This is a genomic window from Geothrix limicola (assembly GCF_030268085.1).
Taxonomy (GTDB): Bacteria; Acidobacteriota; Holophagae; order Holophagales; family Holophagaceae; genus Geothrix; species Geothrix limicola.
Genome location: NZ_BSDE01000003.1, coordinates 121,975 through 146,748 on the forward strand (window position 1 = coordinate 121,975; position 24,774 = coordinate 146,748).

25 protein-coding genes are annotated in these 24,774 nt (G+C 66.6%); 11 read left to right on the forward strand and 14 right to left on the reverse strand.

Features of this window, described 5'->3' with window-relative positions; translation table 11 throughout:
* Positions 1–3: 3 nt before the first annotated feature.
* The 5 genes from QSJ34_RS08440 to QSJ34_RS08460 are packed head-to-tail and all read right to left on the reverse strand — an operon-like array spanning position 4 to position 5,860.
* Complete coding sequence (locus QSJ34_RS08440; RefSeq protein WP_285573841.1) at positions 4–1,209, reverse strand: class I SAM-dependent methyltransferase; 1,206 nt, start codon at positions 1,207–1,209, stop codon at positions 4–6.
* Between the two features lies 1 nt (position 1,210).
* Positions 1,211–1,891 (reverse strand): class I SAM-dependent methyltransferase, encoded by a 681-nt coding sequence (locus QSJ34_RS08445; RefSeq protein WP_285573843.1) that lies wholly within the window; start codon positions 1,889–1,891, stop codon positions 1,211–1,213.
* A gap of 5 nt (positions 1,892–1,896) precedes the next feature.
* Entirely contained in the window at positions 1,897–2,961 is a 1,065-nt protein-coding gene (locus tag QSJ34_RS08450; protein WP_285573844.1) for a radical SAM protein, read from the reverse strand.
* A gap of 6 nt (positions 2,962–2,967) precedes the next feature.
* Positions 2,968–3,630: a class I SAM-dependent methyltransferase gene (locus tag QSJ34_RS08455; RefSeq protein WP_285573846.1), complete on the reverse strand. Its 663-nt coding sequence runs from the start codon at positions 3,628–3,630 to the stop codon at positions 2,968–2,970.
* A gap of 10 nt (positions 3,631–3,640) precedes the next feature.
* Positions 3,641–5,860: an O-linked N-acetylglucosamine transferase family protein gene (locus tag QSJ34_RS08460; protein ID WP_285573848.1), complete on the reverse strand. Its 2,220-nt coding sequence runs from the start codon at positions 5,858–5,860 to the stop codon at positions 3,641–3,643.
* A gap of 110 nt (positions 5,861–5,970) precedes the next feature.
* Between QSJ34_RS08460 and QSJ34_RS08465 the strand changes: the two genes are divergently transcribed.
* Genes QSJ34_RS08465 through QSJ34_RS08505 form a run of 9 tightly spaced genes read left to right on the forward strand, consistent with a single transcriptional unit; the run spans position 5,971 to position 14,316 of the window.
* A complete protein-coding gene (locus QSJ34_RS08465; protein WP_285573850.1) occupies positions 5,971–6,963 on the forward strand; it encodes an SDR family oxidoreductase in 993 nt (330 codons plus the stop codon).
* Between the two features lie 7 nt (positions 6,964–6,970).
* On the forward strand, positions 6,971–8,488 hold the full coding sequence (locus QSJ34_RS08470) for a PfkB family carbohydrate kinase (RefSeq protein ID WP_285573852.1): 1,518 nt from the start codon (positions 6,971–6,973) through the stop codon (positions 8,486–8,488).
* Positions 8,485–9,084 carry an SIS domain-containing protein gene (locus QSJ34_RS08475; protein ID WP_285573854.1) on the forward strand — a complete coding sequence of 200 codons (600 nt, stop codon included), beginning with the start codon at positions 8,485–8,487 and terminating at the stop codon, positions 9,082–9,084. The genes QSJ34_RS08470 and QSJ34_RS08475 overlap by 4 nt, the downstream gene beginning before the upstream one ends.
* On the forward strand, positions 9,081–10,100 hold the full coding sequence (locus tag QSJ34_RS08480) for an NAD-dependent epimerase/dehydratase family protein (protein WP_285573857.1): 1,020 nt from the start codon (positions 9,081–9,083) through the stop codon (positions 10,098–10,100). The genes QSJ34_RS08475 and QSJ34_RS08480 overlap by 4 nt, the downstream gene beginning before the upstream one ends.
* Positions 10,101–10,128: 28 nt before the next feature.
* The gene (locus QSJ34_RS08485; RefSeq protein ID WP_285573860.1) at positions 10,129–10,752 is read left to right on the forward strand and encodes an HAD family hydrolase; all 624 of its coding nucleotides are present in this window, start codon (positions 10,129–10,131) and stop codon (positions 10,750–10,752) included.
* Positions 10,745–11,785: a phosphotransferase gene (locus tag QSJ34_RS08490; protein WP_285573862.1), complete on the forward strand. Its 1,041-nt coding sequence runs from the start codon at positions 10,745–10,747 to the stop codon at positions 11,783–11,785. The genes QSJ34_RS08485 and QSJ34_RS08490 overlap by 8 nt, the downstream gene beginning before the upstream one ends.
* Positions 11,757–12,611: a transketolase gene (locus QSJ34_RS08495; RefSeq protein ID WP_285573864.1), complete on the forward strand. Its 855-nt coding sequence runs from the start codon at positions 11,757–11,759 to the stop codon at positions 12,609–12,611. The genes QSJ34_RS08490 and QSJ34_RS08495 overlap by 29 nt, the downstream gene beginning before the upstream one ends.
* Entirely contained in the window at positions 12,611–13,546 is a 936-nt protein-coding gene (locus QSJ34_RS08500) for a transketolase family protein (RefSeq protein ID WP_285573867.1), read from the forward strand. Before QSJ34_RS08495 ends, QSJ34_RS08500 begins: the two co-directional genes overlap by 1 nt.
* A gap of 11 nt (positions 13,547–13,557) precedes the next feature.
* Positions 13,558–14,316, forward strand: coding sequence for an SDR family NAD(P)-dependent oxidoreductase (locus tag QSJ34_RS08505; RefSeq protein ID WP_285573869.1), 759 nt, complete (start codon positions 13,558–13,560; stop codon positions 14,314–14,316).
* Between the two features lie 7 nt (positions 14,317–14,323).
* Here QSJ34_RS08505 and QSJ34_RS08510 read toward each other — a convergent pair whose 3' ends face one another.
* The 3 genes from QSJ34_RS08510 to QSJ34_RS08520 are packed head-to-tail and all read right to left on the reverse strand — an operon-like array spanning position 14,324 to position 16,021.
* Complete coding sequence (locus QSJ34_RS08510) at positions 14,324–15,037, reverse strand: nucleotidyltransferase family protein (protein WP_285573872.1); 714 nt, start codon at positions 15,035–15,037, stop codon at positions 14,324–14,326.
* On the reverse strand, positions 15,034–15,621 hold the full coding sequence (locus QSJ34_RS08515; RefSeq protein WP_285573875.1) for a D-glycero-alpha-D-manno-heptose-1,7-bisphosphate 7-phosphatase: 588 nt from the start codon (positions 15,619–15,621) through the stop codon (positions 15,034–15,036). The genes QSJ34_RS08510 and QSJ34_RS08515 overlap by 4 nt, the downstream gene beginning before the upstream one ends.
* A 13-nt stretch (positions 15,622–15,634) precedes the next feature.
* On the reverse strand, positions 15,635–16,021 hold the full coding sequence (locus QSJ34_RS08520) for a DUF6165 family protein (protein ID WP_285573877.1): 387 nt from the start codon (positions 16,019–16,021) through the stop codon (positions 15,635–15,637).
* Positions 16,022–16,161: 140 nt separating this feature from the next.
* Between QSJ34_RS08520 and QSJ34_RS08525 the strand changes: the two genes are divergently transcribed.
* Positions 16,162–17,619: a tetratricopeptide repeat-containing glycosyltransferase family protein gene (locus QSJ34_RS08525; RefSeq protein ID WP_285573879.1), complete on the forward strand. Its 1,458-nt coding sequence runs from the start codon at positions 16,162–16,164 to the stop codon at positions 17,617–17,619.
* Between the two features lie 16 nt (positions 17,620–17,635).
* Here the strand turns inward: QSJ34_RS08525 and QSJ34_RS08530 are convergent, their stop codons facing one another.
* The 6 genes from QSJ34_RS08530 to QSJ34_RS08555 form a co-directional block, all read right to left on the reverse strand.
* Entirely contained in the window at positions 17,636–17,941 is a 306-nt protein-coding gene (locus QSJ34_RS08530) for a hypothetical protein (RefSeq protein ID WP_285573881.1), read from the reverse strand.
* The gene (fliS, locus tag QSJ34_RS08535) at positions 17,938–18,363 is read right to left on the reverse strand and encodes a flagellar export chaperone FliS (RefSeq protein ID WP_285573884.1); all 426 of its coding nucleotides are present in this window, start codon (positions 18,361–18,363) and stop codon (positions 17,938–17,940) included. The genes QSJ34_RS08530 and fliS overlap by 4 nt, the downstream gene beginning before the upstream one ends.
* Before the next feature lie 54 nt (positions 18,364–18,417).
* Complete coding sequence (gene fliD, locus QSJ34_RS08540; protein WP_285573887.1) at positions 18,418–20,160, reverse strand: flagellar filament capping protein FliD; 1,743 nt, start codon at positions 20,158–20,160, stop codon at positions 18,418–18,420.
* 24 nt (positions 20,161–20,184) lie between these two features.
* Entirely contained in the window at positions 20,185–20,577 is a 393-nt protein-coding gene (locus tag QSJ34_RS08545) for a flagellar protein FlaG (RefSeq protein ID WP_285573890.1), read from the reverse strand.
* A 78-nt stretch (positions 20,578–20,655) separates the two neighbouring features.
* Entirely contained in the window at positions 20,656–21,291 is a 636-nt protein-coding gene (locus tag QSJ34_RS08550) for a flagellin (RefSeq protein WP_285573894.1), read from the reverse strand.
* A 179-nt stretch (positions 21,292–21,470) separates the two neighbouring features.
* The gene (locus QSJ34_RS08555; RefSeq protein ID WP_285573897.1) at positions 21,471–22,874 is read right to left on the reverse strand and encodes a tetratricopeptide repeat protein; all 1,404 of its coding nucleotides are present in this window, start codon (positions 22,872–22,874) and stop codon (positions 21,471–21,473) included.
* A 161-nt stretch (positions 22,875–23,035) separates the two neighbouring features.
* Here QSJ34_RS08555 and QSJ34_RS08560 point away from each other — a divergent pair, with 161 nt between their 5' ends.
* The gene (locus QSJ34_RS08560) at positions 23,036–24,772 is read left to right on the forward strand and encodes a serine/threonine protein kinase (protein ID WP_285573899.1); all 1,737 of its coding nucleotides are present in this window, start codon (positions 23,036–23,038) and stop codon (positions 24,770–24,772) included.
* Positions 24,773–24,774 lie beyond the last annotated feature (2 nt).

The following is a 24,774-nucleotide window of genomic DNA, read 5'->3' on the forward strand; positions in this document are numbered from 1 at the left end:
CGCCTAGGCCTGGTTCTTCTGGAAGCATAGGTAGTGGTAGGCCGTGCCCCATTGGCTGCGCAACAGGGCAGACCCCCGATAAGTGGACAGGAGTTCGTCGGAGAATGGGGAACCCAGAGTGCCGAGCAGCGCCAGCAGTTCGCGCGCGAAGGCCCGCGGGGCTTCCTGTGGGCTGGCCATCAAGTACTCAAAGAAGCGCGGCGCCTCGAAGGGCGCGGGAGCTCCCGGATCGAGCGTGTCCCCGATGCGCGCGAGGGCCCGGACCAGGCCCGCCACCTCATCCAGGACCTCATCCGAAGCCCGGGCCTCCTTCCCCGCGGGGGGCAATCCCGTGAGGAAGTAGAACAGATGGCGGCGCCATTCCTCTTCGAAACGGCCGTTGACGGAGCCCGCCTCCGGCGTGTTCTTGTACCAGTTGAAATGCTCCCAGGTGGACCACATCGGGGAGGTTCCGAAGGCCGTCGCGCCCTCGGCCTGGAGGATGGCCAGCATCTCGGGGTAGGACCAGAGGTGCTCATATAGATAGACCGGGGCCACGAGCGTATCCCGCCACCAGGTCTCGAAGGTGCGCGAAGCCTTCAGCTTGAGGAAGTCCGCTTCGAAGAAGCCACGGGCGATGGCCAGGGCCTCCTCGGATTGCACGTCGGTTACGGAAGCCAACGCGTAGGCGCGGTAGAGGACGGCCCGCTTCAGCATCTCCAGGAGGCCGCCGGGACGGTCGTTGAAGGAAACGACGCCGAAGCCGCCGGGACGGACGAGACCGACGATCTTGGCGAGCATCGCCTCCCGATCGGCGAGGGTGCTGAGGAAGCCTTCGGCGATCACCAGGTCGAAGGTCTCGTCGGTCTGGAAGTCGGCGATTCCGGCTTCGTGGAAGGCCTCGATGGACGCCTCCAGACCGAAGGACTGGAAGAGTTCCCGCAGCCGGGGCGCCACGAGGGGATTGGGCTCGACGAAGGTGAGCCGGGCGCCCTGGGTGGCGAGCACCAGCGCGTTCTCGCCGGAATTGCATCCGAATTCGAGCACGCGGCGGCCCCCGAGCAGACTCAGGGGCAGGCCCAGGTGGCGCTCGTAGAGGTGGCGGCGTTTGGCGACGTGCTCCTTCCAGACCTCCTGGCGCTCCACGGGGATGAGCACCGGATTGAAGGCCTGGGCCTTGTAGTACTCCACCATCGTGAGGGACCCGGGAGTGGTGGTCTTGGGGTCCACCTCAGCCTCCTTGCCGCACGCAGAGCGCCAGGAGGTAGTGAGCCATCTTGGCGAAACCCGTATGCACCATCTCGTCGTTCATGGAGAAGGGGAAGACGTGCGAGAAGTGGCCCTCCAGGGTGCTGACGAAGCGGTCCGGATCGAAGAGGTTGATGTGGCCGGCCCGGCTCGGCGGCGAGGCGAAGGCGTCCGAAGCGATGTTGGGTGTGCCGAAGATGGCCACGGCACCGGGTTTCAGCACACTCACGCAGTTTTCGAGGAAGCGCGCCTCCTCCTTCTGATCGACGTGCTCGATGACGTCAAGGCAGACCAACCCATCGAAGGGTCCCGCGGCCTGGGCCTCAGTGGTGGCGTCCCCGCACAGGAAAGAGAGCCGACCGCGGCCGTGGGGCGCGACCTCGCGCTGGGCGTACAGGATCTGGGCTTCGTCGAAATCCACTCCCAGCACCCGGGCCGGCGTGTCCCGCACCAGCATGAAGGCGCCGAGGCCCTCGCCGCAGCCCACTTCGAGGATGGCCTGGCAGCGTCGCATCATCTTGGCGGCGAACTTGTAGCGGGCCAGCATGAAGCCCATGTGGCGGGGATCGCGCAGCCAGGTGGCGGCGTTGACGGGGCCGAGCAGGAACCCTTCGGGGTGGTTCAGCTCGGTGACTTTGTTCCAGGTGTCGCGGGACTGGGTCATGGGCATCAGACAAAGGGAAGGTGGTTGGGGTCGGCGTCCAGGTACTCGACGAGCAGCTTGTTGGCGCTGTGGGCGACGCAGTGGTGGTTGCAGTGCCGCGTGGGATCGACCTTCATGAACTGGGCCTTGCTCTCCATCCAGGCATCCTTGAAGCGGCGGTCCTTGATGGAGAAGAGCAGGCCGTCGGGATTGTAGGCCTTGTCCTGGCAGGAATAGATATTGAGGTCGGCGCCGATGACGGGGCGCACCTGGAGCATGGGGCACCAGGTGTAGGCCTTGTCGAAGGTGTGGAGCTGGTTGTCGAAGGCGTCCGAGATCTCGGTGTACTGGCCGAAATCCTGGATGGCCCGGGCCACCTGATCCTTCACCGCCTCGAAGTGCTTCGCGTGGTAGGCGACGTTCTTCGCGCCCTCGTTGCTGACGATGACCGGGGAGATCTTGATGCTGTCGAGGCCGAGGGTGGCCATGCGGCTCACGAGCTCGTGGATGTGAGGGCCGTTCTCGTGGCCCACCACGATGACGGCGCCGAGGTAGCACTTGCCGCCCAGCTTCTTGAAGGCCCGCATGTTCGACAGCACCTTCTCGAACTCGGTCTCCTTGGTGTTTCGCGCCTTGGCGTAGCTGGGCCCATCCCAGCCGTCCACGGAGATCCGCACCCAGGTGCCGTGCTCCGCGAAGAGCTCCGCCACCTCGCCCGATAGACGCGATCCGTTGGTGAGGCTGGCGAAGGCGATGCCGCCATCGACCAGGCGCTGGGTGGTCTTGAGCAGGTGGGGATAGACGAAGGGTTCGCCGCCCCCGCTGAAGGTCACAGCCCGCACCTTCATCTCGATGAGGTCGTCCACGATCTCCATCATCTTGTCGAAGGGGATCTGATCCCGCTCGACCATGGTTTCACCCAGCTGGAAATCCTCCTGGCGGTAGGCGCAGAACCAGCAGTCGTGGTTGCAGATGTTGGTGGGCTTGATGCGGACGTGGATGGGGGGGAGGACTTCGTCCACGGCAGGAGGGAGCGAGCTCACCTTGTCCGGATAGCCGAAGACCTTGAGGTTCGTGTTCAGGATGGCCATGGGCCCCTACTCGAAAAAGATGAACTCATAGTCCCCTTCGTAGCCGAAGTGGCCTAGAAGCCAGATCCATTCCTCTTCGTCAAAGAAGCTCTCGGCCGTTAATGCCCAGCATTGAAGGTTGAACAGCTCCTGCTCGTTCCGGTAGCTCTCCACCATCAGGTACTGGCGGCGGGCGACGCGGCTCATCTCCTTCAGGGCCCGCTCCAGCTGGAAGATCCGCAGGTTGTGCAGGGTGCCCAGCGAGATCACCAGATCGAAATGCCCGTCGGGAAAGGGGAAGGGCTGGCGGGCATCGTGCTTGAAGAGGAAGGGCCGGATGGGTTCGGGCGCGTCGGCCAATCCGTGTTCCGAGATGTCAAACCCCCGGCACTCCGCCTGGGGCAGCAGCTGCTGCAGCTCGTAGAGCAGGTGGGCCTTGCCGCAGCCCACATCCAGGATCCTGGCGTCCGGCCCGAGGTTGTAGGTCTCGATGAGCCGCTGGGCCACGCCCTTCCAGCGTCCATCGTAGCGGTAGCCGCCGTAGCCGTAGCGGCGGTCCCCATCCCAGTAGTCGCGGCCGTACTGCTTGCTGACGAGCATGGCTTCGACCTTGTTGTCGACCATGCGGGCGAGACAGTCCCGCTTCGTCTGGCGGTGGAGGGGCGTCACGAGGTTCAGCAGGGGGCTCATGTGGATCCGATCAGAAGGGCCTCGGGGGCTCAGGGTTCCGTTCCAGCCAGCGGTGCCAGAAGCTGCGGTAGGCGGCCTCCACGGCCCGCGTGTAGCGTTCCGGATTGCCGGCGGCCGAGGTGCGGATGCGCTCGCGCAGGCCCGCGCGAAGTTGGGCCAGGGCCTCAAGATCCGCGGCCTGTCGAAGGGCCAGGTCCACATAGGTGTCGGCATCTCGCGCCGTCCAGGCCTCAAGCCCCAGGGCCCCGAGGATGGCCGCGGAGAGGCGGCAGGCCGGATGATCCCCCAGCAGGGCCACCACCGGCACGCCCATCCAGAGCGACTCCCAGGTCGTGATGCCGCCGTTCTGGGGGAAGGTGTCGAGGGTGATGTCCACCTCGCCATAGACCGCCAGATGCGCCTGCCTCGAGGTGCGGCCCCGCAGGTCGAGGCGTTCGGCGCCGACGCCCCGCTTCTCGAAGGTGGCGAGGACGCGGGCCCGCACCTGGGGATCGTCCAGCACGCCATCCTTCAGCAGCAGGCGTGAACGGGGCACGGCGAGCAGGAGCTCGGCCCACTGCTCCATCAGGCCCGGCGTGATCTTTGAAAAGCGGTTGAGGCAACCGAAGGTAAGGTGGCCCTTCGATCTGGCGGGCAGATCCGTGACCGGCGGCGCGAAAGGCGGTGGATCGAAGGTGATGCAGCAGGGCAGATCGTACGAGCTTTCAGCAAACAGGGGTCTGACCCCATCCGGAATGTGGATGGGGTCCGTGAACTGGTAGTCGATCATGGGCAGGCCCGTGCCGCCGCCGTGCCCCCAGGCCGTCACCTGGATGGGCGCGGGCCTGCGCCCGAAGACGGGCAGGCGATTTCCCGTGGAGTGCCCTGAAAGGTCGATGAGAATGTCGACGCCATCCTGCCGGATGCGCTCGGCCAGGTCGTCGTCGCCGAGCCTGGAACTGCGGACCCACTGATCCGCGAAACCCTGGAATTCGCGCGTACGGTCATCCTCGGTGAGGACGCCGGAATAGCAGATCACCTTGAAGGCGGAACGGTCATGATGGCGAAGGATGGGGCCGAAGCAGACCGCGGCCGAATGCTCGCAGAAGTCCGCGGACACGTAGCCCAGGACGAGGGGGCGACCGGGGTTCCGGTCCCGGGCCGGGAGTGGGGTGACAGGCCAGGCGGGGCCGTGCATCTCGAAGAAGCGGCGCCGCTCCTCCTGGTGTCGGGCGAAGCTCAGTTCCGGCAGGAAGTCGAGCATGAAGATCTTGGGCGAATGGGCGGCGGCGTCGCTGGGATCGAGCGCGAGGACGCGATCCAGGTCCGCGATGGCCGCCTCGTGCCGGCCCATGAGATGCAGGGCCAGGGCGCGGTTCTTGAGCGCGCTGGTGGATTGCGGCGCCAGGACGAGGGACCGGTCGAAGGCCGCCAGGGCCTCGCTGAAGCGGCGGAGCTGGAGCAGCGCATTGCCGCGGTTCATGAGCCCATCGGCCCGCTCCCCCGTGAGGGCCAGGGAGCGGTCGATGCTGGCCAGGGCCTGCTCGGGCCGCTGCAGGTCCAGCAGGGCCGTGCCGCGATTCAAGAGCGCGTCCGCGTGATCGGGGCGCAGGGACAGGGCCCGGTCGTGATCCTCGAGCCCCCGCTGCGGGTCGCCGAGCGCCTGCCGCACGGCCCCTCGGTCCGTTAGCGCGTCCGCATCATCGGGCCGCAGGCGCAGGGCTTCGTCTAGGCAGGCCAGGGCCTCCTCATGGCGATGCAGCTCCTGCAGCAGGCCCGCGAGGGCCCGAAGCACCCGGCCATCCTCGGGCTCGAGGGACCGGGCTTTTTCGAGGGCGGCCCGGGCCTGCTCGCTTCTCCCGAGGGAACGCAGGGCCACGGCCTGGTTGAGCAGGGCCTCGACGGACTTCGGATTGATCAGGAGCGCCAACTGGTAGTGCTGCAGCGCCTCTTCGGCCCGGCCCAGGTTCCAGAGCGCGACTCCACGGTTCATGTGGGCGAGGGCGGATCTCGGATGAAGCTGGAGGGCCGTCGCCAAGATTTGCGCCGCGTCTTCGTAATGGCCCCGCTGGTTCGCGATGACGCCCAGCTGGTGCGTGGCGATGAAGTGGCGCGCGTCCTGGCCCAGGATCCTGCGAAACAGGTCCTCAGCCCCATCCAAATCGCCCAGGTCGTGTCGGTGGAGCGCCGCCTCCAGCAGGGAGGTCTTGGCCTCGGCGGATTCCGGCGCGGGATCGGGCGAAAGGGGCATGGACAGCGGGTTTCCAAGTGAGTGGTATGAAGGTAGGAGACAGGCCTATCTTGAACCTTTCGTCCCAGCTTGGTTCAAACATTTCAAACGTTCTGTGTAGAGTGGTGGGCATGAGCCTCAAAACGGTCGTCACGGGCGGAGCGGGTTTTATCGGGAGCCATCTCGTGGAGCGGCTTCTCGGCGAGGGTCACCACGTCACGGTGGTGGACAACTTCGCCACGGGTCGCCTGGAGAACCTGGCGGGCTTCCGGGATCACGCCAACCTTGTCGTCGAAAAGGTGGACGTCGCGGATTTCCTGACTCTCCGCCCCATCTTCGAGGGCCGCGACTGGGTGTTCCACCTCGCGGGCCTCGCCGACATCGTGCCCTCCATCCAGCGGCCCCTGGAATACCACCACGCCAACGTGGACGGCACCATCTCCGTGCTGGAATCCGCGCGGCTCGGCGGCGTGAAGCGCCTGCTCTACGCCGCGTCTTCGACCTGCTACGGCCTGCCCGACGCGGTGCCCACGCCTGAAACGGCGCCCATCCGCCCCATGTTCCCCTACGCCCAGACCAAGTACATGGGCGAGGAGTACGTGATGGCCTGGCACAAGATCTACCACCTGCCCGTGGTCTCGCTGCGCCTCTTCAACGTGTTCGGCCCGCGCTCCCGCACCACGGGAACCTACGGCGCGGTCTTCGGGGTCTTCCTCGCCCAGAAGCTCGCCGGAAAACCCTACACGGTGGTGGGCGATGGTCAGCAGACCCGCGACTTCACCTATGTCACGGACGTGGTGGATGCCTTCGTGAAGGCCGCCCAATCCGAGGTGGCCGGGGAGATCTTCAACGTCGGTTCGGGAGGCACGTACAGCGTGAACCGCCTGGTCCAGCTTCTTGGCGGGGATGTTGCTTATGTCCCCAAGCGACCCGGGGAACCCGACTGTACCTTCGCGGATACCAGCAAAATATGCCGCGCACTCGGTTGGAAACCCCAGGTGAGCTTCGAGCAGGGGGTCACCCATATGTTGAATCACATCGAAATGTGGCGACAGGCGCCCGTGTGGGACACGGCCTCCGTCCAGGAAGCGACCCGCGACTGGTTCAAGTACCTCGGCCGGTGAGCGCGCCATGCCCACCACCGACAAGGTCCTGAGCCTCGAAAACCTGGCGCACCGGCTGGAGGATCGAACCCAGGGACAGCGGGTCGTCCTCTGTCACGGCGATTTCGAGGTCCTCCACCCGGGCTACATCCACTATCTGGAGGAGGCCCGCCGAATGGGCGACGTGCTGGTGGTGACCCTCACCCCCGACCGTCACCTGCCCCAGACCTTCACCTACCCGCATTTCGACGGGCCCCAGCGGGCCCAATCCCTCGCGGCGCTGTCCATGGTGGACTTCGTGGTGGTGAGCCCCCACGCCGACACCGCCGGCGCCATCCGCCTTTTGAAGCCCGATGTCTTCGTGCGCGGCGATGGCGAGACCTCCGACCACGGCGAGGGCCAGGCCCTGGCGGAAGTGGGGGCGCGGCTCGCCGTCGCCCACGCGCCCACGCCCGTGATGTCGTACTACAACCCGATGTCCGTCTACCCGAAGGAGGTGACGGAATTCCTGGAGGACTTCTCCTCCCGCCACTCGGCCGCCTCCATCACCCAGTGGCTGGATGCGGGGCGCCGCCTCAAGGTACTCGTGGTGGGCGAAACCATCATCGACGAGTACCACTACGTCGAGACCATGGGCAAATCCGGCAAGGAGCCCATCCTCGCCACCCGCTACCAGCGCACGGAGAGCTTCGCCGGCGGCATCCTCGCCGTGGCGAACAACGTGGCCGCCTTCGTGGACCAGGTGGACATGCTCACGGTCCTCGGCCGCCAGGACGGCAAGCCCGATCCCACCGAGCCCTTCATCCACCAGCACCTCAATCCCAAAGTCCGCCCCATCTTCCTCTACCAGGACGACGCGCCCACCATCGTCAAGCGGCGCTTCGTGGAGAGCTACCCGCTGCAGAAGCTCTTCGAGGTCTACCTGCTGAAGCACATGGAAGAGGTCAGCCCCCTGGCCGACGAACTCTGCGACAAACTGGAGGCCATCCTGCCGGACTACGACGTGGTGCTCGTCACGGACTACGGCCACGGCATGATCGTGCCCCGCGCCGTGGAGCTTCTCTGCCAGAAGGCTCGCTTCCTCGCGGTGAATACCCAGACCAACGCCGACAACCAGGGCTTCAACACCATTTCGAAGTACCGCCGCGCCGACTTCATCAGCCTCTCCGAAAAGGAGCTCCGGCTGGAGGTGCGCAGCCGCCGCCGGGAAACCGCCTCGATCATGGAAGAGGTGGCCGGCAAGATGGGCTGCCAGACCCTGCTCGTCACCTCGGGCCAGCACGGCAACCAGCTCTTCAGCCGCAACGAAGGCTTCTTCCGCTCGCCTTCGCTGTCCAACCGCATCCTCGACCGCGTGGGCGCGGGCGATGCCGTCTTCTCCGCCACCACCCTCTGCGTGGCCCAGGGCGCCCCCGTGGACGTGGTCGGCTTCATCGGCAATATCGTCGGGGCCCACGCCGTGGCGACGGTGGGTCACCGCACCTCCCTGGACGCCGAGCTTCTGGCGCAGCATATTTCAGCGCTTCTCGAACAGGGGGCCTCATGAACCCAGCACCCAGCATTTCCAGCCTCTGGCTTGAACACCTCGCCCGGCACCCCGGGGAAGTGGTGAGCACGGGATCCGCCGGGGAGGCCTTCGCCTTCGACGAGGCCATCCAGGCCGCCAAGGCCATGCTTCTGGAGGCCAAGGCCCACGGGAAGAAGGTCCTCATCATTGGCAACGGCGGCAGCGCCGCCATCGCGAGCCACATGCAGACGGACCTCTGCCACAGCCTGGGCATCCGCGGCCTCGTGTTCAACGAGCCGCCCCTGCTCACGGCCCTCTCCAACGACAACGGCTACGAGAACGCCTTCCAGCGGCTCGTGGACCTGTGGGGCGATGCGGGCGACGTGCTCGTGGCCATCAGCAGTTCGGGCCGTTCGGCCAACATCCTCAACGCCTGCGCGGCTGCGCGGGCGCGGGGCCTCGGCCTCATCACCTACTCGGGATTCGGCGCCGACAACCCCCTGCGCGGCAAGGGCGACCTCAACTTCTACGTGGCCAACGCCAACTACGGCCCGGTGGAATCCGCTCACGCCGTGCTGGTGCACCACCTCACCGACCAGGTGCTGGCACACCTCCGCGCCCAGGTGCCCGCATGAATTCCACGCTCAAACCTGGCCTCAAGTTCGACCGCGTGCTCGTCACCGGCGGCGCCGGCTATGTCGGCTCCATCCTGGTGCCCAAGCTCCTGGCGGCGGGCTACCGCGTGCGGGTGCTGGACCTCTACCTCTACGGCGACCACGTGCTGGACGCAGTGAAGGATCATCCCGGTCTGGAGCAGGTCAAGGGCGACCTGCGAGACACGGAGCTCCTGAAGAAGGTGATCCCCGGCTGCCAGGCCGTCATCCACCTCGCCTGCATCTCCAACGATCCGAGCTTCGAACTGGATCCCGACCTCGGCAAGAGCATCAACTACGACGCCTTCTTCGGCCTGGTGGACATCAGCAAGGCCAGCGGCGTGCAGCGGTTCATCTATGCCTCGTCCTCGAGCGTCTACGGCGTGAAGCCCGGCCAGGACGTCACCGAGGAACTGAGCCTCGAGCCCCTGACGGACTATTCGAAGTACAAGGCCATGTGCGAAGAGGTGCTCCAGGCCAAGCGCGAGCCCGGCTTCACCACGCTGACGCTGCGCCCCGCCACCGTGTGCGGCTATTCCCCGCGCCTGCGGCTGGATCTGGCGGTCAACGTCATGGCCGCCCACGCCCACGTCAACCGCCTCATCAAGGTCTTCGGCGGCGGCCAGATGCGGCCGAACCTCCACATCCAGGACATGACCGATCTCTACCTCAAGACCCTCCTGTGGGAATCCGAAGCCATCGACGGGAAGACGTACAACGCCGGCTACCAGAACCACACGGTGGGCGAGATCGCCCAGATCGTGAAGGGCGTGATGGGCGAGGACGTGGGCATCGTCACCACGCCCACGGACGACAACCGTTCGTACCACATCTCCTCGGAGAAGATCCGGCGAGAGCTGGGTTTCGAGCCGAAGTACACCATCCAGGCTGCCGTCCAGGATCTGAAGCAGGCCTTCCAGGCGGGCCTCGTGACGGATCCCCTGACCAATCCGCTCTACTCCAACATCAAGCTCATGCAGAGCGTGGCGCTCCACTGAGGCCGGCCCCCGCCCCTTCGGAGCCCCCATGACGCCCCGCCTCGGCATCGACTTCGACAACACGATCATCTGCTACGACGCGGTGTTCCACCGCCTGGCCGTGGAAGCGGGGTTGTTGTCCCCGGAAGCACCCCCACGCCAAAAGGCCGTCCGCGACGCCGCGCGACGATCTCCCGAGGGCGACGTGGCTTGGCAGCGCCTCCAGGGCCAGGCCTATGGTCCGCGCATCCAGGAGGCGACACCCGCGCCCGGCATTCTGGCCTTTCTGTCGAAGGCCCGACGTGCCGGATTCGAGGTCCACATCATCAGCCACAAGACCCGCTTCGCCTCCATCGATCCCACGGGCACGGACCTGCAGGCGGCCGCCGCGGCCTGGCTGGCGCGGCACGGTTTCTTTTCGGAAGAGACCGGCCTCGATCCAAGCCATTTCCACTGCGGCGTGACGCGGCAGGAAAAGGTGGCCCTGATCCGGAATCTCGGCTGCACCCACTTCGTCGATGACCTGGTGGAGACCTTCCGCGAAGCCGCCTTCCCATCCACCGTCCAGCCCATCCTGTACGCACCCGGCGGAGAGCCTGCGCCCGAGGACCTGCCCCACCTTTGGGTGGCCCGCTCCTGGGACGAGGTCGCCCGAAGGATCCACCTTGTCTAGTCCGGCCCTGTCCCTGGGCGCCGCGGCGCGGCTGGCCGGAAGCCCCGTGCGGGCCCTGAAGCCCCTGGGTGGCGGGCGGAACAGCCAGGTCTACCGGCTGGAGACCGAGGAGGACCGCGTCTTCGCGCTGAAGGCCTACTTCCGCCACGCGGGTGACCCGCGGGACCGCCTCGGCACGGAGTTCAGCGCCCTGCGCTTCCTTTGGGAACGCGGCCTCCGCTGCGTGCCCCAGCCCCTGGCCATGGACGCGGAAGCGGGGCTGGGCCTCTATGAATTCATCGAGGGGCGGCCCCAGCCCCAGCCGGCCGAAGCCGATCTGGACGCGGCCTGGGGCTTTCTCGTCGGCCTCCGGGATCTGGCCTCCGACCCCGCGGCCCGGAGCCTCCCCGAGGCTTCGGAAGCCTGCTTCTCCCTGCGCGACGTGGCCCAGAACATCCAGTCGCGGCTGGACCGCCTGGGCGCCGTGGACTCCCGGCTGGCTCAGGAATCGGGGCTCGCGGCCTTCCTCAACCGGGATCTGGGACCCGCCTGGCTGGAACTCCTGGATGACTGCCAGGGGGTCTGCCTCCGCTCCGGCCTCGCCTTCGATGCGCCCCTGCCCCAGGCCCAGCGCACCCTGAGCCCTTCGGATTTCGGCTTCCACAACGCCTTGAAGCGGGCCGAGGGCATGGTCTTTCTGGACTTTGAATACTTCGGGTGGGACGATCCGGCCAAGATGCTGGCAGATTTCCTGCTGCACCCCGGCATGGAGCTGACGCTCCGCCAGCGCCAGCGTTTCGCCGCCGGGCTCATCGACCACCTGGACCTCGACACCCTTCCCCTTCGCACGCGCCTCAGCTTTCCCCTCTTCGGCATCAAGTGGTGCCTCATCCTTCTCAATGAATTCCTCAAGGGCTCCCTGGACCGGCGCGCCTTCGCCGATTTCGAGGCCCGCGGCGCCGAGGAACGCCAGGCCCAGCAACTGGAGAAGGCCCGACTCAAACTCCGACACCTCCTGGATGACCATGCCCACTTCCCCTACTTCCCCCTTTAGCCCACCCACCTCCAGGCCGAGCCTCGACCGGAGGTCCAAGGACCTGCGCACCCTCGTGCTCCGCGCCTTCGGCGCCGGACGCCGCGGGCACCTCGGCTCGGCCTTCTCCCTCGTGGAGATGCTGCGCGTGCTCTACGACGACGTACTGCGTTTCGACGCCACCAAGCCCCTGTGGGAGGGCCGCGACCGCATGATCCTCTCCAAGGGCCATGGCTGTCTGGCGCTCTACGCCATCCTCGCGGACAAGAGCTTCTTTCCCGAATCGGAGCTGATGAAGTTCTGCCACATCGACGGCAAGCTCGGCGGCCATCCCGAACGCGGCAAGGTGCCCGGCGTCGAAGCCTCCACGGGCAGCCTGGGTCACGGCCTGTCCATCGGCGTCGGCATGGCCCTCGCGCTACGGGCGCGGCCCGAAGCCGGCCGAGTCTTCGTCATCGACAGCGACGGTGAGTGCAATGAAGGCTCGCTCTGGGAGGCCGCGCTGTCGGCTTCCAAGCACCGGCTGGAGAACCTCACGGTCCTCGTGGACTACAACCACATGCAGTCCTACAGCACGACGGCCGAGGTCCTCAACCTCGAGCCCATGGCCGACAAGTGGCGCGCCTTCGGGTTCGCGGTGAAGGAAGTGGACGGCCACGATGTGGCGTCGCTGCGCGAGGCGCTCAAGGCGACGCCCTTCGAGCCGGGCCGCCCCAGCGCGCTCATCTGTCACACCGTGAAGGGCCGGGGCGTGCCGCTGCTGGAGTGGAACGCCGCCTGGCACCACAAGAACAAGGTCACCGACGAGGAAGTCGCGACCCTGCTCGCCGCGCTCGAGGAGGCCTGATGCGCAAGACAAGTCTGGATAGCGTCTACGAGCTGGCCAAGCAGGACAAACGCATCGTGTTCATCGGCTCGGACATCGGGGCCGGCACCCTCGACGAGTTCAAGGCCGAGATGCCCAACCAATTCTTCATGGAAGGCATCAGCGAGGCCCACGTGGTGGGCATGGCCGCGGGCATGGCGCTGGAAGGGAAGATCGTCTACATCAACACCATCGCCACCTTCCTCACGCGGCGCTGCTACGAGCAGGTCGCCCTGGACTGCTGCCTCCACAAGACCCGCGTGCGACTCATCGGCAGCGGCGGCGGCCTCGTGTACGCACCCCTCGGGCCCACGCACCTCGCCGTCGAAGACATCGCCATCATGCGCGCCCTGCCGGGCATGACGATCCTCGCCGCGGCCGATGCCGAGGAAATGAAGCGCATGATGCCGCACACCGTGGACATTCCCGGCCCCGTCTACATCCGCCTGGGCCGTGGCGGCGATCCCGTCGTCACGGATCCCACGGATCCCTTCGAGATCGGCAAGCTGTTCCTCCTGAAACCCGGGAAGGATGTCCTCCTCATCACGACGGGCACCATGTCCAAGATGGCCCTGGATGCGGCCGACCTGCTGCGCGCCCAGTCCCTCGACGCCGGCGTGCTCCACGTGCCCACCCTCAAGCCGCTGAACGTATCTGGGCTCATCGCTCAGATGGCGGAGATCCCCGTGATCCTCACCCTCGAAGAACACTCCGTGATCGGCGGACTCGGGAGCGCGATCTCCGAGATCCTGGCGGAGGCCGCCTTCACGCCGGCCAAGCGCTTCAGGCGTCTCGGTCTGCCCGATGCGTTCTGCGAAAACTACGGCTCCCAGGCCAGCCTGATGGCCAAGCAGGGTCTCAGCGTCGAACGGGTGGCCCAGCAGGCGCTGGAGTTGGCGGCCGGCGCGAGGGTTTGATCGGGGGCACCATGGATCTGGGCATCGCAGGAAAGCGGGTGCTGGTGACCGCCGGCAGCCAGGGGCTGGGGCGCGTGGCGGCCCTGGCCTTCGCGCAGGAAGGCTGCCGTGTGGCGGTGATCGCCCGCGACCAGGCGAAGCTGGACCAACTGCTGAACGAGCTCGGAGGCCCCGGCAAGGGGCACGCCGTCCTCAGCGCGGACCTGATGGAACCCCAGGCGCCGGCGCGGGCCCTGAAGGCGCTCGTGGCGCAGGGCGGCCCCTTCGACATCGTCATCCACAACCTCGGCGGCACCCTGGGCCTGAAGGATCCACTCTCAGCCCCTGAACGCTGGGCCGAGGTCTGGCGCTTCAACGCCGGCATCACCATCGAGCTCAACAACCTCGTCATCCCCGCGATGGAAGAGCGGGGCTGGGGCCGCATCGTCCACATATCCTCCACGGCGGCGGAATCCGCCCGGGGATCCGTGCCCTACGCCGCCGCCAAGGCCTTCCTCAACACCTACGTGAAGGGCGTCGGGCGGGCCTACGCCTCCAAGGGCCTCGTCCTCTCCGCCATCATGCCCGCGGCCTTTGAATCCGAAGGCGGCCACTGGGCTCGGGTGCGGCGGGACAATCCGGCCCTGGTCGAGGACTATGTCCGCCACCACCACGCCATCGGTAGGCTGGGCACCCCGGAGGACATCACGCCCTTCCTCCTCTTCATGGCCTCCACCCACGTCACCTTCGCCACCGCCGCCGTCTTCGCCGTGGACGGCGGCAGCATGTAGGCGCGGTTCAGGGGATGCCGGGGAATTCGGCCCGGGCGCGTTCCAGACGGTCTGGCGAATCGATGGCGCAGCGGTATCCGCTCAGGGGAAACCCGTAGACGCGCCCTTCCGCGATGAGGTCGGGGAAGACGTCGCGCGGGAAATCCTGGATACCCCCTTCCGCGATGCGCGAAAGGATGGAGGGATCCAACACGTAGATCCCCGAATTCACCCAAGGGGACTCGACGCCCATCCGTTCGCGGTCATCGGGCCGCTCCAACAGCCGCGTCACGCGAAAGGTTTCGTCCAGCACCACGACGCTGTTAGAGCTGGCCCGCTGGTGCAGCAGCAACGTGGCCAGGGCGCCCGTCCGCCGGTGGGCGGCCACCATGGCCCCGAGATCCTGATTCGTGAGGATGTCGCCGTAGTGCAGGAGGAAGGGTTCGTCGCCCTGCAGGTGAGCCGCGGCATTCCGCGCGCTCCCCGCCGTGCCCAGGAGCTGGGTTTCAGGCACATAGGTGATGCGCAGGCCCAGGGCGGAACCGTCGCCGAAGTGATCCCGGATGACCTGCGGATGGTGGAAGAGATTCAGCACCACCTCGCGAAACCCGTGGCGCGCGAGGTTTCGCAGGATGTGCTCGAGGATCGGGCGGCCCTGCACCATCAGCATGGGCTTGGGGCAGTCCTTCGTGAGCTCCCCCATGCGGCTTCCCGCACCCGCCGCCAGCACCATCGCCTTCATCGTTCCTCCAGGATCCAGGTGGCAGCCTCCGTCAGGGAGGCGCAGACGAAGGCCGGAACGATCCCCGGATCGAGCGCCTCCGCCGTTTCGATGGGCCGGTCCGCGTGGCGGCCCGACTGGACCCAGATGCCCAGGCATCCGGCCCGGTGACCCGCCTGCAGGTCCGTCGGGCGGTCCCCCACCATGTAGCTGGATGCCAGGTCCAGCCCCAGATCCTCGGCCGCCTTCAGCAGCATCCCGGGGCGCGGCTTGCGACACCCGCAGTCCACGCGGTATTCCGGGAGCGTGGCCGAGGGATGGTGGGGACAGTAGTAGAACCCGTCGAAGGCCGGCGCGCCCTGCGCCTGCAGCCGAGCCTCCAGCGTTTCCTGGAGGCGCCGCATCCCGGCCTCGCTGAGCAGGCCACGGGCCACCACGGCCTGGTTGCTCACGACGACCAGAGCGAACCCCGCGCGATGCAGGCGCGCCAGGGCCTCGGGCACGCCCTCGTAGATCCGGATGTCTTCTGCGTCCACCAGCAGGCCGCGGTCCTCCACCAGCACGCCATCCCGGTCCAGGAAGACGGCCCGGCGTCGAATCCCCATCCTCGGCTGCCCCTCAGTAGGATTGATAGGATTTCTCCTCGATCAGATCGGAGCCCAGCAGCTCGTTGATCCTGCGTTTGACCTGCGCGCGGAGATCGTTCTGCCGGTAGACGGCGCGCGCCAGTTCGATGAAGCGCGCATCAAAGGCCCGTTGGCGCTCGCAAAGACGGATCTCGTCCTCCACCTCCCACAGAGCTTCGTTGACGGCCTTCAGCTCCGCTTCGCAGGCCGCGAGATCCGGATGGGCGGCGTGGGCCTGCTCGCGCAGCGGCCGGAGGGCCTCCAGCTCGCGCCGCACGTTGGCCACCTTGGCCGCATCCTGGATCCGCTCCGCCTTGATCAAGAGGATCGTCACCTTGTCGATCAATTCGCCCCAGGAAACCGGCGCCAGCACGGACATCAGCACACCTCATACCCAGGCCAGGACCTGCGGCTCCGGGCAGGTTCGATTCTAAGGCGCACGGGCAGGATTCTCCCTTAATTCCAATCCAGTACGCGCCTATGGTGGTAAGCAAACACCCATGTCCTCATGAGGGTCTCTTGCACACCCATCCATCCGACAGTCTCGAGACCGCCCGCAGCCTGGATCTGGCGGGAAAATCCGAAGAGGCCCTCGCGGCCTTCCGGGCCTATCTGCAGGCCCACCCCGAAGTCGTCGAAGGCTGGGTGGATTGCGCGGGGCTGCTGCTGGGACTCAACCGGTTGGACGAGGCTGAGGCAGCCTGCGAAGCCGCGCTGCGCTTGGATTCCAGCCACTACGGCGCCCTCACCTATTTCGCCGGGATCCGCATGAACCAGGGCCGCCTCGACGAATCCGAAGCCCTCTTCCGCCGCGCGATCTTGCTTGAGCCGCGGCGCTTCGCCGCGCGCCTGATGCTGTCGGACTGCCTCGTGCGGAAGGGTGATCCCGACCAGGCCCGGGCCCTGCTGGACGACGTGCTCGAGCAGGATCCCAGCCACGCCATCGCCATGGACAAGCGCAGCACGCTCATGGCCCTCCAGGGCGACTGGGCGGGGCTGCGCAAGAGCATGATGCGCCAGGTGGCGCGCTATGCGGGCGCCGAGGCGGACTACGTGTCGAGCCACCTGGACCTGATGTTCGGGGACATGCCCGGAGGCTGGCAGAGGTTCGAATCCCGCCTCGACATTCCGAACCGGCCCCAGCCCGAACACACCCGGACCAAACCGCGCTGGATGGGCGAGCCCCTGGCGGGCAAGACCCTGCTCCTCACCTGGGAGCAGGGCTTCGGCGACACCTTGATGTTCCTCCGCTACGCGCCCCTGGCCAAGGCCCTGGGCGCCACAGTGCTCGTGGAGGTCCAGCCGCCCCTGGCCGAGCTGGCGGCCACCTGCCCGGGCATCGATCAGGTGCTGGTCCCCGGAGAGCCGGCACCCTCCTTCGATGTCCACGCCTCCCTGCTCTCCCTGCCCGCCCTCTTCGGCACGGACCTGGAGTCCATTCCCGCCGAGGTGCCCTACCTCCGCGTGCCGGACACCGTGCCCGAACGCCGCAAGATCATCGACCAGGTGAATGCCTCCGGAGATCGGGTGCGCATCGGCATCTGCTGGGCCGGCAGCGAGCGGCACGCGAAGGATGCCAAGCGCTCTCTTCCCGCTTCGGCCCTGGCGCCGCTGAGTGCGCTGGGCGACGTGGCCTGGTACAACTTCCAGTTCGAGGCCAAGGAGGTGCCCCCCCTTCCGGGCCTCATCAACATGGGTCCGCTGCTGGCGGGCTTCACCAACACGGCCTTCGCCCTCAGCCACATGGACCTGGTCATCACCGCCGACACGGTCCTCGCACATCTGGCCGGCGCCCTGGGCATCCCTACGCTGCTGCTGCTCTCCTTCATCCCGGATTGGCGCTGGATGCTCGGCCGCAGCGACACACCGTGGTACCCCGCCACGCGCCTGTATCGCCAGCACACGCCGGGCGACTGGGATTCGGTGCTCCGGCACGTGGTCCAGGATCTGGCGAGCGATCCCGACACGCAGGCCTGAGGCCGCCCGCCCGAATTCAGGTCGTGCGGAGGTTCGCCTCGTAGCCCCGGAGGGCGCGGCTGCCGCGTTCCTGGGCGTCCAATTCGGCCTTCAACGCGTCCCGCAACTTCTCGAAGGGGGGAATCCGCGCTTCGAGCCGAGCCCCCACCGCATGGGCCCTCGCGATGAGCTCAGCCCAGCCGGGGCCCCTCTCCGCCTGGGCCAGGGCCTGCTGGAATTCAGCGTTCCATTGGGCCAGCCCATCCGGATCCGGATTCCAGGCCGCATCGTCGATCCATTCCTCCATCTGGCAGATGGCGGAAAGAACCGCTGCGTCGCTCATACGACCCGGTCCCTGACCTGGAAGTCCATGGCCGCGGCCGCGCCGGAAAGCTTGATGTGGAGCTGCTCCCAGGCCTGGCGGATCTCGCCCATGTGGAAGGACAGGGCCTCGAGGCGCGCGACATCCTTGTTGGCGCTGGCTTCGAAGACTTCCCAGATCCACCAGTCGTAGACCTTCCCGAGGTTCCCGACCAGCTCTCCGCCTTCTTCGTGGTTCAGCCGCAGGGTCGCCTCGTTGATGATCTCGGTGACCCGGCTCAGGCAGCGCCCCGCCTCCATGTGATTGCTCTGCTCCATGGCCTTGATGGCCTTCCCGATGAAGCGCTGTCCGGCCTCCATGAGCAGGGCGGCCTGCTGCACGGGGCCGGCGTTCATCACGCGCTGGACGAGGTAGGCATCGGTCGGTGGAGCGTATGGTTTCATGGCGAATTCCTCTAGAGCCTTTTCGACACAATCAGACCAAGCGATGAGGGCTGACTATGCGCCCGTGAGGCTCGATGCGGAAGCCCTCATTTGCGCCACCGTGCTCTCCATCGTCGAGAACTGCAGTTGAAGCACCTGCTTCCGTCGGTTCAAAGCCGACTGGGCTGCGCTGATCTGAGTCGCAAGTGTCTGGTTCTGTGTCCGGATGTTGTTCAGCGCCGAGGACAGGAATCCGGTGCCCGAAGCCGAGAAGCTCGTGATGAGGTCGCTCACGGCTTGGCCCGCGCCCCGGGCGAGGGTGAGGGTGCCCGTGCCCGTGGCGGTCACGGAAAGGGTCAGCCCTTCCAGTGGGGTGCCTGCGGCTCCGACGAGGGTCCCGTTGGAACCCGTCAGGCGGACGTTGGAAAATGCGGTGCCGTTGTAGGTGCCCGAGAAGGTGCCGGACACCGTGCCCCCCGTCGTGAACTGATCGATGTTGAAGGTCACCGGTCCCGTGGCCGTCTTGGCGCCCCCGCTCTTGAAGCTCACCACGCCGTTGGTGGTGTCACCCGAGAACGTGAAGAGGCGCAGGGCCGCGCTGGGATCCTTCTCCATGGCGGCCTTGAAGGTCGTCGTGTCGAGGCTCAGGGTGCCATCCGAATTGGTCCGGACTCCCAGGCTGGCGGGCACCGTGAAAGGCGCCGTGCTCGGCAGGCCCGCGGACGCGCCCGTCAGGGCGGTGCGGATCTGGGCCATGATGCTGCGGGAGGTGGAGTCGCCGGCGAGGGGCCCCTGGTTGAGGCTGCCGTCGGAGTTCTTGGTGGTCGCCGAGGCGCTCTTGTAGCCCGAGACCAGGGCGTTGAACTTGGTGATCACATCCTGGATGCCCGCGGTGGCCGTGCTGATGTCCTGGGACACGGTCAGCGTCGTGGATCCCGTCTGGCCGCCCTGCTTGAGGGTGAAGGTGATGCCGTCGGCGGCGTCCGAGACCACGTTGCTTTGGCGGGTGAGCTGGATGCCGTTCAGGGTGAACACGGCATTCTGGGCCGTGGCCCCGGAAGTCGCGGAGCTCAGGCCGGTGATGGTGGTCGGCGCCGTGGTGCTGTCCACGAAACCCGCCGTGATGCCGAGGGTATTGACTGAGGCGCCGGCGGAGCTGCTCGTGCCGTTGGTGATATCGGCGAGCGTGATGTTGCCGCCTGTCTGTCCGGTTCCCGTGGCGTTGGCCGTGATGACCAGCTGATAGGGAGTGGTGCCCGTCCCCGTGTTCACGATGGAGGCCGTCACCCCGGCGCCCGAGGCATTGATGGCATCGCGCAGACCATTGAGACTGTTGTTGGTCACCTGGAAGGTCTTGATGACGCCATCCGTGCCCTGAACGGCGAAGGTCCCAGTCGTCTGACCGGCCGTGAAGATGGCGTTGGCCGGATTGGCCACGGCCAGGTTCGTGGGGTTTCCGCTGGCATCCAACGTAGGCGAAATTCGCCCCTTGGTCGCCAGGGTCGAGACCTTCACATCGTACGTGCCAGCACCGGCACCGCTCGCGGTCGCCGTGACGTAGCTGTTGTTCGTATCGGTGCTGGTGACGGTGCGGGCGTTGAACTTGTCCTGAAGCGCGGCCAGGCTCACGAACAGCGACGTCATGCTCGTTTGCATGGCCGTGAGGGCCGTGGTCTTGTTGTTGTTCCGGGTCTGCCTTGCCTGCAGGGCCGCCAAACCCTGCCCTTCCTGGGCAAGAATGGCGCTCACAAGCGCGTCGGTCTGAATCCCGGTGGACAGGCCCTGAAAACTAAGGGCGGAGTTTGCACTCGTCGCCATGTCGCACCTCCACTTGCCGAAAAGCTAGCCCTGCTTGTCCACCAGGACGCCCGAGGCGCCCATCTTGGAGTCCAGAGCCCTCAAATTCCGTGCCATCGCAAGCACTTCCTCGGAAGGCACCTGGAGCACGACTGCCCCCGTGTGCTCGTCGACGACTTTAAAGACGGTTCGACCCGTCCCCTTGTCCACTTGGATCTTCAAGTCCGTGGCAGCCTGCTGGAGATGGCTGTTGATCTGGACCACGGCCTTTTCGGGGGTCGTGGCCCCCTCGGAGGCTGGCGTATCCGTCTTTTGAGGCTGGATGTCGGAAGCCGGCGCCGAGGGCTGCTTTTCGGGTGCGGGCCGCGATGGAGCTGCCGCCAGCGTCAGTGGAAGGCTCGACGCCAAGCTACCCGTGAGGTTGACTTGATCGGCCATGGTTGAACTCCTCAACCAACTTCAACGTCCGGAGGGGGCTGATCAGGCCAGCCCCCTCCGGGAATCGTTAGAAGTCAGTTACCGGAAGAGGCCCAGAACGGTCTGGCTCGAGGAGTTCGCGTTCGTCAGAGCGCTGGTGCCAGCCTGCATCAGGATCTGGTACTTGGTGAGGTTCACCATTTCACGGCCGATGTCGGCGCCCATGATGGTGTCGGCCTGGGACGTGGCGTTTTCACCCTCGATGCCCTTGATGTTGGCGTTGCTCTGGGCAGTGGCCATGGTCGCGGCCAGGGTGGAGCGCTGCGAGTTGATGGCCGACAGCGCGGTGCTGGAGTTGGTGGCCGAGGAACTGGCACCACCAAGGGCGGCGGCGGAGTTCGCAAGGGCCAGCACAGCGGTGTACTCAGCGGAAGTGCTGTTGCCGCTGCCTTCCAGTTCCGCCAGGCGGTAGGCCTGGTTGGTGGCTTCTTCCAGGTAACCGTCCGAAGCCTGCGCGGCGAAGTACTGGTTCTGGTAGGCCTGCACCTGGGCGGAGGCGGTCTTGGCCTGGGCGGTGAAGCCCGTGCCGGCGACCATGCCCGCGGCGTCGTCAGAGGCGCGGTTGACGCGCTTGCCGGTGGTGAGTCGCTCGATCGCCTGCTTCAGACCCATCTGGGTGACGCCGAGCTGACGGCTGGCGGCGATAGCGGTGACGTTATTGAGAATACTAGGCATGACATCCTCCGTGATGTGCCTTGGCAGCATCCGTGCTGCCGGTTGTGGGTGTGGGGGGAACCCCCGACCTTCCCTCTTTCGGTGCCTGGGCGAAAAACCTTTAGCTTTTTTTCACGGGCGAGCCGCGGCGCGCCTTTCCATGCACGAAGGGCCAATGGATCCATCAGTTCAAAGGTGCGTCAGTCCTTTTCGCGACTGAACATGCCCCGCAGCCGGCCCATGAGACCGGCCTGGCCGTCCTTGGACGAAGGTACCCCTGCTTCTGCGGCCCACCCGGCCGGCACGGCCACGGAAGGATCGAGCTCCAGGGCCCGTCGGAAGCAGCCTTGAGCGTTCGCCTGGAATCCCTTGCGGTGATAGAGCTCGCCCATGAGTGCCCAGGGCTCGGCCGCCCGTGGATTGAGCCTTGACGCCACCTGCAGCGCCTCGATGGCACGGGTGGACCAGGCGGGATTGGCCAGCCTGAGGCGGCCGAGCAGCATCCAGGATTCGTAGGCCCCGGGCGAATCCCCGTCCAGCTTGATGGCCTGCTCCAGGGCGCGGATCGCTTCGCTGGTGCGATCCTGCATCACGTAGGATTTGGCTTTGATCAGCAGGCGCCGAGCCCGCTCGGTGGCCGAAAGCTCCTCTTCTTCCCGCGCGGGCGGCTGGGCCGGCGGCGTCATGGCCGGCACGTCCAGATCGAAGGAATCCGCGTGATGTGGAGAGTGATGCGGCGGAAACGGCGCGGGCGCCGGTTCTTCGGGCATCAGCAGGATCGGTTCGATCTCGATTTCGATCTCGGGCTCGATGATGGGTTCGGGTTCGGGCTCCACGACCGGCGGGGGTGGAGGCGGTGGTGGCGGCGCTTCGATTTTCGGCAAGAGCGGAAGGTCCCCACGAACGAGGTTCATGCCGCCCAGGGCCCAGAGGGTCGCCACCAGCCGCGCGGCCTGAGTCTGCGGAAGGCCCGTCAGCGATTCGATGGTGTCGCAGCCGAGGGGTTCCGTGCCCAGCAGGGACAGGGCATAGGCCAGGGTTGGCGTCAGCGGAAGGTCAGTCAGCGCGTTGAGGAGGTCGGGCACCGCCTTCCAGCGCCAATCGGGCTCGCTGCGGAACATCCCGACCAGCTCCTGATCGATCTGCGCGCTCTGGAAGGTATCCCAGACCACGCTGCGGTGATCGAGCCGGAACTGCATGTCCCCGCCCAGGCTGTCGCTGAGAGGTCCCGGAAGCCAGGTCATCTTCAGGATCGGATGCTCCATGGCGTGGAGCAGGACCGATCCGAACAGCTCATGGAGGCGCTCGTCGCGCTCCTCCACGGTCATCAGGCCCCACTGCACGACGCGATCACCCACGCGGGCGCCTTCACCATCGGCGAGGAGCTCCTTGAGCGCGGCCATGTCCAGCACGCCGCGCCGGATGAGGAAGTTGCCGAACTGCTCGCCCACCGCGTCGCTTCGCAGGTACCTCAGGTCGCCGTCGGCCCAGTAGAGGCGCCGGACGCCGTCGTTTTGCTCGAGCACCAGCTCGCCCTCAGCCTTCTGCTGATGAAGGGACCCCATGAGGGCCGGCAAGAAATGGTGGATCCGAACTTCGGGCACTGACTCTCCGGGAGTTGGTCTCTAGTTTGCATGTTCCGGGCTGGGACGCCAGCCCAGAAAACGGGATCGGAATGCCGCATTATCCCAAGTTCCTTGGCCCTGATCCCGTCTGGACCTATCCTGTCTTTCTGCCCAGCGCATGCACCCGGAAGGGTCCGTCCATGTTCGAGAAGCTCGGAAAATTCGAGATCAAGCGCGTCCTCGGCAATGGCGCCATGGGCGAGGTCTATCTCGGTGTGGACCCCTCCATCGGCCGCGAAGTGGCCATCAAGACCATCCTCCCGGCCTCGGCCCAGGGGGGCGAGGCCAAGGAGCGCTTCTCCCGCGAGGCCCGGGCCGCCGGCGTGCTGAACCATCCCAACCTGGTGACCATCTATGAATTCGGCGAAGACCAGGGCGTGCTCTACATCGCTATGGAGTTCGTCCGGGGCCACGATCTGGACGAGCTGCTGCAGGAGCAGTCCCTCACCCGCTCCGAAGCCCTGGAGGTGCTGGCCCAGGTCTGCGACGGCCTGGGCTTCGCCCACCGCCAGCACATCGTCCACCGCGACATCAAGCCCACCAACGTCCGCGTCCAGCGCGACGGCAAGCGGCTCCACGCCAAGGTCATGGATTTCGGCGTGGCGAAGATCAGCAATTCCGACATGACCGCCACGGGCATGGTCATGGGCACCGTGAGCTACATGGCTCCCGAGTACATCCGCACGGGCAAGCCGGATCCGCGCAGCGACCTCTTCGCCGTGGGCGTGATGCTCTACGAGTGCCTCAGCGGACGGAAACCCTTCTCCGGTGACACCACGCCGACGGTGCTCTACAAGATCGTCAACGAGCCGCCCGATCCCATCGACCTCGAAAAGCTCCACGGCATCAGCCCCGCCATCCGATCGGTGCTCGACCGCTCCCTTTGCAAGAATCCCGACGAGCGGTACCAGACCGCCGAGGATCTCGCCAAGGCCCTGCGCGCCGCCAAGGACCCCTCCTGGATGGGCCAGGTGGAGGAGGTCACCACCCAACTGCAGGCTTCCTCACCCACCGCACCCGTGCCTTCGGCCTCGTCGGCCATCACCGCGCAGAAGCCCGCGCCGGCTCCAGCCGCGTTACCCGAAGCAGCCCCGGTGGCAGCGGTCCCGACCCCGGCCGCGCCGACAGCCCAGCCGAAACGCCAGGCCAGCCCGAAGGGGCTGTGGCTGGGGCTCGCGGCCCTCGTCCTCCTTTCCCTCGGCGGCGCCTGGTGGGCCCTGAAGGGTCGCGCTTCCGCAACGGCCTCGCTTTCCGGAACCCAACCCGAGACCCAGGCTCCGCCTTCCGAAATGCCCAAGGATTCCGCGGCCTCCAAGGGCACTCCGGGGGCCTCGGCGACGCCAGGTGCCCAGACGCCGGGCCAGCCCACACCCGGCAACCATCCCTCGGAAACCCAGGCGCAGGTGGGCGGGACCTCGGCCAAACCGGGCTCCGAGCCTCCCAAGGTCGATCTGAAACCCGAAGCCCGACCCGAACCGGCGCGTCCCGCCAAGCCCGCAGAGACAAAGCCCGCCAAGTCCATCGACCAGCCCGAACTCTACCAGCCCGAAAAGCTCGACAAGCTGCAGGTCCACGAACGCCTGAATCTGGGCAATGTCTCCCTGAGCGAGGCCATCCAACTGGCGGACAGCCAGCCGGACAAGGCCATCCAGGGTTTCCGCCAGGCCATCAAGGCCGACCCCTATAACGTGAACGCCCATGCCTGGCTGGGCGTGGTGCTCTACGACCAGGGCCGCATGAACGAGTTCGTGCAGGAAATCCGCGAAGCCCGGCGGCAGGGCATCCTCGGGCAGATGGCCGCCCGCAACATCCGCTTCCGGTCGGTGCTCAATCAGGCGCGGTTCAACCGGAAGCTCCCTTCCGACCTCGCGGATTGACC